Source organism: Steroidobacter sp. (genome assembly GCF_016790065.1).
GTDB lineage: Bacteria > Pseudomonadota > Gammaproteobacteria > Steroidobacterales > Steroidobacteraceae > Steroidobacter.
This window is the reverse complement of sequence record NZ_JAEUPY010000026.1, coordinates 19,728-27,821: the sequence shown is the minus strand read 5'-3', so window position 1 is coordinate 27,821 and position 8,094 is coordinate 19,728. Positions and strand designations below refer to the sequence as shown.

The following is an 8,094-nucleotide window of genomic DNA, read 5'->3' as shown; positions in this document are numbered from 1 at the left end:
AAAGGGCGTGTCGATCCGCTGAAGTACGCGGCGAAAGCCGGCAGCACGGCGGGCAAGGGCGAGCTGGCGAACGTGCGGCTGCGTTACAAACAACCGGGGTCGGAGACTAGCCAATTGCTGGAGTATCCAATCCGTAAGGGTGCGACGGTCGCGGCAGACAAGTTGTCCGCCGATTTTCGGTTTGCGGCTAGCGTTGCAGCGTTCGGTCAACTGCTCCGCGGTGGCAAGTATGTGGGCAACTACAGCTACACAGATGTGAGTAAGCTTGCGAGTGGCGCGTTGTCCAAGGACAAGGACGGTTATCGACGTGAGTTCCTGTCGCTGGTGTCGCTGGCTCGGAGCCTGACGCCGACGCCTGCGACCGGCGAGGGTAAGGTCAGTCAGATTTCGCAATGAGCCGGATTTCGTCATGACGGGTTACTGGTACTCTTAGCTGCATGGATTCTTCCGCAACGCTGTCGACCATCGGCGCCGAACCTGACGATGCGACGCTCATGCTTCGCTATCGTCAGGGCGACGTGCGGGCCTTCGAGCAGCTGTATCAGCGGCACAAAGGGGCGCTGTATCGCTATCTGCAGCGCCTGTGTCGTAGTCCGGAAGTGGCCAACGATTTGTTTCAGGAGGTGTGGAGCAAGGTGATCGCCAGCCGCGAGCGTTATGAGGCGCGGGCCAAGTTCACGACGTTCCTGTTTCATATCGCGCACAACTGCGCCATAGATCATTTCCGGCGCGCCAGCCGGCCGCAGGAAAAGGGCACGCAGGATGTCGATGCCTTGGCGGATGAGCTGTCGGGGCCGAGCCATACCAGTCCCGACGCAGCGCTGGCGGAGGCGCAGTTGCGGGCCGACTTCAAGCGTGCGCTGGATGAGTTGCCGGCCGAACAGCGCGATGTGTTCCTGTTGTACGAAGAAACGGGACTCGGCCTGGAAGACATCGGGCGCGTCACCGGCGTCGCCATGGAAACGGCCAAGAGCCGCCTGCGTTATGCCTTGGGTAAGCTGCGCGGCGCGCTTCGCCAGCACCAATCTCCGTCTCTGCAGTCGAGCGTGTCATGACCGAACCCACTGACAAGCAGTTGCCCGACGCGCAGCTGGACGAATACCTGAAGGGGGATTCGGACGTGTCACGGCAGTATCGTTCACTGCACGAACCCTCAGTGCCTGCGGAGTTGGATCTGCTGGTGCTACGTGAGGCTGAGGCTGCGGTGAAGCCGCGCTCGACGCGGAATCGTCCTGCTTGGGTGCGCTGGGCTGCGCCGCTCGCTGTTGCTGCTTCGGCGGTCGTGGTGTTGTCGATTGTGGTCGAGACCGGGCTGCGCGATGAAACGATGGTGATGCAGTCGCCCGCGCCCGCGCTGGAGATGAAGCGGCGTGAACGGGCTGAGGGTTCGGTGGCGGATCTGCCGCCTGCCTCGCCCAAGGCTGAGGTGCAGGCGCCGACGCCGGTTTATATCGAGCCGGCTACTGAGACACCGCTCGCCGACATGGTCATGCAAGCGCCTGCGTTCGAATCACCTGCGCCGGCCCCTGCAGCCGTACCCGAACCTGCTCCGCCGCCTGCTGCCGTCGTCGCACCGGAAGAAGATGCGTTCGCTCGTCAGTCGGCTAACAGCGTTGCTGCCGAAGCTAGAGAAGACGAGCGGTCGGCAGATGCAGTGGCCGCTGCTGGCATACAAGCGTCAGCCGCTGCGGCTGAGAAACAGCTGCAGGCGGTGTCCGCTGCCAAGCGTGTTCGGGAAGAAGTGCGTGCTGCCGCGCCGAGCCGGTCTGTCGTCAGCACTGAGATGAAGCGTGCTTACACAGATCCGGAAGAATGGCTGAAAGACATCAGGCAACTTCGCAAAGACGACAAACAGACCGAGGCCGATGCGGAATGGCAGCGGTTCCTCGCTGCGTTCCCTAACTATCCGGTCGCTGAGACAGACAAGGCACGGGCAGAGAAGAAATAGCGGCTGCTCCGCTACAGCTCAGAGATTGTTCTGGGATACCAGCACGTGCTCCTCGAGCAACAGACGTAGTGCTTGCACCTGGCGCTCGGCGGTGTCGTTGGTCAGATGGTTGGTATCTCGATAGACCAGGATGCCTGAGTCCACTGCAGGGCATAGCTCGTCATTACAAAACTGCGCTGAGAGGTCGGCGAATCGTGCGCCTACCGCCGTCGCCAGTTTCCGCTCGAGGACGGAGATCTCTGGGTCCAGTGCGATCGACCTCGGAACATCGCAGCTCGTCTCGGGTATTCCGCGCCAGCGTGCGCGAGCCACGCAGTTGGCGAGATCTTCCCGGGGTGACGGGCTGTCGCGTAACAAGAGAACAGGAACGTTGGCCGCACGCAGCGGTTCGAGGCTGCTCTTCAATCCTTGTTCCCATTGCGCGTAGCTCGCTGAGTATTTGCCGCGAGCACTCCAGGGCCCGGTGACATAGCCACTGGACATTTGGGACACGATCACCAGATCGGCGTCGAGGTCGATGATTTTTTCGATGGCGCGACGCCGCCATTCGGTGCACTCCGGCCAGAGTCGTCGCAGGCGTGGGCTGTAGTCCGTGATCTGCGAGACCGGACAAGATGCTTTGAGAAGAGTGACCAGCCGCCAGCCTTGCTCCTCCGCCAATAGCGCGAGCGGTGTCGACCATTGATCGGCGTGTGAATCGCCAAACAGCACTACGGTTTTGCGCGCTTCGCTCGAGCCGAAGTTGCATGTCACGGGTTCAGACTGTTTGAATCCGATCAGGCAGTTTTCGCTGCTGCCGCTGGCGACCGGCATTTCTTTCATCGCAGCGATCAACGCTGCGTGTTCGGGGCGTGCTGAAAAAACCAGCGCAGCTTGTGCTGTGCTCAATGCGATCACGCTGCCAGCCGCGGTGAGTGCCGCCCCGAGTCGCACCGAACGCAGGGGGTTCGCTGCGAGCCAGCCACTCGCGCGCACAGGATGCTCGACTAGGCGGAAGCTGGTCGCGGCACAGATCAAGGTCAGCGCGCTGCAGAGAGCAATCCGAGTGATGGGATCGCCAAGCTCCAACAGATTGGCGTACACGATGATGGGCCAGTGCCACAGATAGATCGAATACGAATGTTTGCCCAGCCATTGCATGACCGATGTCTTTAGGAATGCGTCCGGGCCGCCGCGCTGATGGCTTGCGCCGCTGATGAGGATCGCGACCGTCGCGACCGCCGGCACCAAGGCAATCCAGCCGGGGAAACGAGCTTCTTCCGTCAATAACAGCAGCGTGGCGCCCAAGCCGGCCATTCCCAGCCAGCCCAGTGATACCGCCGCTCGGGAACGACGCGCCCAATCCGTCACCGGCTTCAACGCGGCGAGCGCGCCGAATAGAAATTCCCATGCACGCGTTGGTGACGCATAGAAAGCCCAGGGTTGCTTGCGATAACTGAGCCATAGGCACAACGCGAACGAGAGCACGGCGAGCACGCTCATCGAGATTGCCATGGAGCGCGCGGTCGGCCGTCGGCGCCACAGCAGCAACAACAGTGCCGGCCACACCAGATAAAACTGTTCTTCGACGGACAGTGACCAGGTGTGCAGGAACGGATTCAACTCGCTTTCCGGCGCGAAGTAGTCGGCCAGCTGAGTCATGAAAAAGAAATTACTGGCGTACAGCGAGGAGGCCAGTCCCCCTTTGGCCGCAAACAGCTGCTCGGAGGGCGACAGGATGAACACCGCAACCAACAAGGTGACCACGGTGACCAGCAACGATAGCGGCAGCAATCGTCTGGCACGGCGCCCGTAAAAGCGCCACAAGTCGATGCGGCCGGTCCGGTCCAGCTCGTTGAGTAATAAACCGCTGATCAGGTAGCCGGAGATGACGAAGAACACGTCGACTCCGATGAAGCCGCCGGGCAGACCCCCGACCCCGAAATGAAAGATGACCACCGAAAGCACCGCAACCGCGCGTAAGCCTTCTATGTCTTCCCGAAACTGCTTATCCAAAGCTAATGAATTCCTGTTCGTCACCACGGTCGTCCGCGGTCACGGTATTTAAACATGCTTTGGTGGGTCGGTGCCCGTTGCTGCAGTTATCGAACTGCCGCCGCGATCCTGGGCAAATAGATTTGTAGGGTGGTTCCCTTGCCAACCTCACTATCGATCTTCACTCGGCCGCCGGCGCGAGAAACGATTTGATCGACGATGACCAGGCCGAGGCCGGTGCCGCGGTCGCCTTTGGTGGTGAAGAAGGGTTTGAAGGCATTCATCCGCGTGGTTTCATCCATGCCGATGCCGGTGTCTTTCACATAGACGGCAACGTAAGTGGCGCTCTCATCGTCTTCATCGCCGACCACTGAGTCTTCATAGTCGATGTCGAGCCCGCCGCCGGAGGGCATGGCATCGCGGGCGTTCAGTACCAGGTTGAGCATCATGCGCTCGAACTGCGACGCGTCCATGAAGACGCGGCTCACCGATCCCGAGCCACGCACGCGCAGTCGGATGCTATTCCCGAGCAGCACACGAAACATGTGGGAACATTTCGACAATGCGGCGCCGACATCGAGCACGCGGGGCGAAATGGGGTCGTCCTTGCCGAAACTCATGATCTCTTGCGTGAGCGACTGGCCGCGCTGGAGCGCGTCGACGACGCGTTGGGCGTAGTGATCGGCTTGAGGTGCCAGGTTGGGCACGCGACGGATCAACTCGGTGAAGCCGAGCGCGATGCTGACGATGCCGCGAAAGTCGTGCGCCACGCCGGCAGCCATGCGCCCCAGCGCCTCCATGCGATGCAGCTCCATCAAGTGGCGTTGATAGCTTTCCACTGCGGTTTCGGCGTGACGATGCTCATATTCGCCATACACGCGCGCGATGGTGTCGGCGACCGCGGCGGCGAAATCGTTTTCGGCCGGGGACCAAGTGCGGGGTGCGCCGATGTGTTCGTGACAAACCACGCCGGCGACTTTGCCGCCGACATAGATCGGTGCATCCAACAAAGAAGTAATGCCGAGCGGTTCGAGATAGGACGGGCCGAGCTCGCTAGTGGTGCTGGAACTCGGCGCGTGGTCGGCGGCGACCGTGCGATGCTGTTGTAGGGCTTGGAAATAGCTTGGAAAATCCTGGGCGCGTAGCACAGCGCCTTGGAATACCTGTTGACTGGAGAATTGCAGCAGATAGCGGCAGCGCAGGGCGCGATCGTCATCCACCAGGATCCATACACCGACGCGCTCGACCTCCAAGGCACGCGCGGCGATCTCCGCCAGCTGTAACCACAAGTCCCGTAGACGCGAGCCGGGACCAGCGTGCAGCTTCGCCAGCTGCATGCGTGCGGCCTCGAACGAAGCCGGGCTTCCGTCGCCTTCTCCCTGCTGAGATTCTGCACCCATGCTGCCCCTAATCACCCTGTGCGCCCCGCTTGAGTGTATTGATCGGCGCCAAAGGCCGGCCGACTGTACCTCCGCCCGGGTCTACATCCAATACGTTCAGCGGGTCTGATTGTCACCAACCTCGCCGCTGCGGCTCAATGCGGTAGAATCGCAAACTGCATCTCCGCCCCCGCCGACCAGAATCATTGCAGAGTCATTGCATGGAAAAGATCATCGAAAAAGCCCTGTTCGCCAGCCGCTGGATACTGGCGCCGGTGTACCTGGGCATGTCGTTGGCGCTGGTGGCGCTGGGCATCAAGTTTTTCATGGAGCTGTATCACCTGCTCACCCATGTGTGGATCATGGCCGAGGCGGACCTGGTGCTGGTGTTGCTCGCGCTGGTGGATATGGTGCTGGTCGGCAGCCTGATCATCATGGTGATGTTTTCGGGTTACGAAAACTTCGTGTCGGCGTTGGACGTGGACGAGGGCACTGAAAAGTTGAGCTGGCTCGGCAAGCTCGACGCCAATTCGCTGAAGCTCAAGGTCGCCTCGTCCATCGTCGCGATCTCCTCGATCCATCTGTTGCGTGCCTTCATGGAAACGCCGGTACGCGTTGCCGAAGAACGCGAGAACACCTTGATGTGGTACGTCATCATCCACCTCACCTTCGTGGTGTCGGCAGTGATGATGGGCGTGCTCGATCGGATTACCGCCAAGTCACACGCCACCAAGGATCATCAAGGCGAGGTGTGAGGATCACGCCGCCGTGTGCTGTTCCGGTTGCTCGCCTTCCGGGTAAAACTGCAACGACGCCGAGTTGAGACAGTAGCGCTGATGGGTCGGCGGCGGGCCGTCGGGAAACACATGGCCCAGATGGCCGTCGCAACGGCCGCAGCGGATCTCGGTGCGGATCATGCCGTGGCTGCTATCGCGTATTTCAGTGATGTGTTCGGGATCGAAGGGCTGATAAAAGCTCGGCCAGCCGGTGCCGGACTCGAACTTGGCGTTGGCCTGGAACAGCGGCAGGCCGCACAGGCGGCAGGCATACAGGCCCGATTGCTTATTGTTCAGCAAGGTGCCGCAAAACGGCCGTTCGGTGCCGTGATCCAGAATGATGTAGCGCTCTTCGGGCGTCAGCGGGGCCGCCAGCCGGTCGCGCTCGGCACCCCGGACAGGCCGTAGGTCGTAGCCGCTGGCGGAGCGGGTGGCCGCTGCGCCCGGTGCGTTGGAGTTGGACATGGAGGTTCCTCGGGTAGCCGGTCGTGCAGAATTGGCGGCGGGCTGCCCTAAGTCAAGGTCGCCGCCGGTGCTATATCATTCGCTCCCATGAGTACCGATCCCTTCACCGTAGGCACCTCGCCGGTGCCGCTGCCGAACAGCTACTGGGTGCGCCCCAGCCAGCTGCTCGCCGGTGAGTACCCGGGCTCGATGTCGCGCTCCGAAGCCACTGAGCGCGTGCAGAAGCTGCTGCACGCGGGCGTAAACAGCTTCATCGACCTCACCGAGGAAGGCGAGCTGCCGGCCTACGAACCGCTGCTGGCCGAGCTCAGCGAACAGCACATCCGCTATCGGCGCACGTCGATCCTGGACCATGGCTTACCCGATTCGCCGGCTGACATGAGTCGGATCCTGGATTTGATCGACAGCGAGCTGGCCGCCGGCCGCTGTATCTACATTCATTGCCGGGCTGGCATCGGCCGCACCGGGACCACAGTGGGTTGTCATCTGGTTCGCAGCGGTCTGTCCGGCGAAGCGGCGCTGGATCGCTTACAGGACTTGTGGCAGCAATGCGGCCGCTCGCGCCGCTGGCCGACCATTCCCGAAACCGACGAACAAGTGCAGTTCGTGCGCTTGTGGCGCGAATCGGCGGCAGTGCCCGAGGGCAACGCGGATGTGCTGTCGCGCTACGAAGCGAGCCTGGTCGGGTTGGCGATTGGCGATGCCTTGGGCAGCTTGGTGGCCAACAGTCATTTCGATGCGGCGACCTTGGTCGCCGGCGGCAGTTTGCGGGATGCCGGCACATTCGTTACCGGGGCCAGCACCGCCATGACGCGGGCGTTGGCCGAGAGCTTGCTGCTCAAGGGCGTCAACGATTCGGAAGATCAGATGCAGCGTTATCTGAGCTGGACCCAAAGCGTCGGCAATATCGGCGTGCCGCCGGAAGTGCGGCGAGCGTTGGCCGGCTGGCAATGGTCCAGGAAAAAATTGGCGGGCTCACATGATCCGGCCAATCTCGATCCGCATTCATTGCCGCGCACGCTGGCGGTCGCAATGTTTCTTCGGGCAGATGCGCAGACCGCCATCGACGCGGCAGTCGAAGCGTCACGCACCACCCAGCAGTCGCCGGTAGTGTTGGATCTGTGTCGCGTATGGACGGCGTTGTTCGTCGATGCGTACGACGGCGTGAACAAACAAACGTTGCTGAGCTTGAACGGCCCTGCCATGCAGTTGGTTCGGCAACGGCAGCTCAAACCACAGGTCAAACAATTGCTGGAGAGTCGAGGTAGCAGACCTTGCACCGATGCGCACGATGCGCTGTCGGTGACGTGCGTTGCTCTAGATGGCTTCGCGGCCGGCAAGACGTTGCACGACGTTGCGATTCGAGTGCTGACCTCGTCGCGCGCGGCGCCGTCGGCGGCGGCATTGGCCGGCGCGCTGTGCGGGGCCTATCACGGCAGCCATGCCATCACCCCCGAACTGCAGCGGCAATTGCCCGAAGAGGCGTTACTGCGCTCTCTGGCTCGCCACTTGATGCGTTGAGCGATGGCGACCCGGGCCAAGTCCAAAAAGG

Annotated in this window: 8 protein-coding genes; 5 read left to right on the top strand and 3 right to left on the bottom strand. The window is 61.8% G+C overall.

Translation table 11 applies throughout. From position 1 onward, the window contains the following. The 3 genes from JNL55_RS01100 to JNL55_RS01090 form a co-directional block, all read left to right on the top strand. Nucleotides 1-396, top strand: a 396-nt coding sequence (locus JNL55_RS01100; RefSeq protein ID WP_293848386.1) for a YfbK domain-containing protein, incomplete at its 5' end; no start/stop codon positions are given. A gap of 41 nt (nucleotides 397-437) precedes the next feature. Beyond that, nucleotides 438-1,055 carry an RNA polymerase sigma factor gene (locus JNL55_RS01095; RefSeq protein ID WP_293848384.1) on the top strand — a complete coding sequence of 206 codons (618 nt, stop codon included), beginning with the start codon at nucleotides 438-440 and terminating at the stop codon, nucleotides 1,053-1,055. After that, nucleotides 1,052-1,948, top strand: a complete 897-nt coding sequence (locus JNL55_RS01090; protein ID WP_293848382.1) for a hypothetical protein — start codon at nucleotides 1,052-1,054, stop codon at nucleotides 1,946-1,948. Before JNL55_RS01095 ends, JNL55_RS01090 begins: the two co-directional genes overlap by 4 nt. Before the next feature lie 18 nt (nucleotides 1,949-1,966). Here JNL55_RS01090 and JNL55_RS01085 read toward each other — a convergent pair whose 3' ends face one another. Both JNL55_RS01085 and JNL55_RS01080 read right to left on the bottom strand, forming a co-directional pair. Further along, a complete protein-coding gene (locus JNL55_RS01085; RefSeq protein ID WP_293848380.1) occupies nucleotides 1,967-3,943 on the bottom strand; it encodes an acyltransferase family protein in 1,977 nt (658 codons plus the stop codon). A gap of 86 nt (nucleotides 3,944-4,029) precedes the next feature. Beyond that, complete coding sequence (locus tag JNL55_RS01080; protein WP_293848378.1) at nucleotides 4,030-5,322, bottom strand: ATP-binding protein; 1,293 nt, start codon at nucleotides 5,320-5,322, stop codon at nucleotides 4,030-4,032. A 200-nt stretch (nucleotides 5,323-5,522) separates the two neighbouring features. Between JNL55_RS01080 and JNL55_RS01075 the strand changes: the two genes are divergently transcribed. Further along, nucleotides 5,523-6,056, top strand: a complete 534-nt coding sequence (locus tag JNL55_RS01075) for a TIGR00645 family protein (RefSeq protein ID WP_293848376.1) — start codon at nucleotides 5,523-5,525, stop codon at nucleotides 6,054-6,056. 3 nt (nucleotides 6,057-6,059) lie between these two features. Here the strand turns inward: JNL55_RS01075 and msrB are convergent, their stop codons facing one another. Further along, nucleotides 6,060-6,542 carry a peptide-methionine (R)-S-oxide reductase MsrB gene (gene msrB / locus JNL55_RS01070; RefSeq protein ID WP_293848374.1) on the bottom strand — a complete coding sequence of 161 codons (483 nt, stop codon included), beginning with the start codon at nucleotides 6,540-6,542 and terminating at the stop codon, nucleotides 6,060-6,062. 87 nt (nucleotides 6,543-6,629) lie between these two features. Here msrB and JNL55_RS01065 point away from each other — a divergent pair, with 87 nt between their 5' ends. Next, nucleotides 6,630-8,063, top strand: coding sequence for an ADP-ribosylglycohydrolase family protein (locus tag JNL55_RS01065; RefSeq protein WP_293848372.1), 1,434 nt, complete (start codon nucleotides 6,630-6,632; stop codon nucleotides 8,061-8,063). Nucleotides 8,064-8,094 lie beyond the last annotated feature (31 nt).

Coding starts and splice junctions, on each gene's coding strand:
- JNL55_RS01095 (WP_293848384.1), top strand. CDS start 438: ATGGATTCTTCCGCAACGCTGTCGACCATCGGCGCCGAACCTGACGAT.
- JNL55_RS01090 (WP_293848382.1), top strand. CDS start 1,052: ATGACCGAACCCACTGACAAGCAGTTGCCCGACGCGCAGCTGGACGAA.
- JNL55_RS01080 (WP_293848378.1), bottom strand. CDS start 5,322: ATGGGTGCAGAATCTCAGCAGGGAGAAGGCGACGGAAGCCCGGCTTCG.
- JNL55_RS01075 (WP_293848376.1), top strand. CDS start 5,523: ATGGAAAAGATCATCGAAAAAGCCCTGTTCGCCAGCCGCTGGATACTG.
- msrB (WP_293848374.1), bottom strand. CDS start 6,542: ATGTCCAACTCCAACGCACCGGGCGCAGCGGCCACCCGCTCCGCCAGC.
- JNL55_RS01065 (WP_293848372.1), top strand. CDS start 6,630: ATGAGTACCGATCCCTTCACCGTAGGCACCTCGCCGGTGCCGCTGCCG.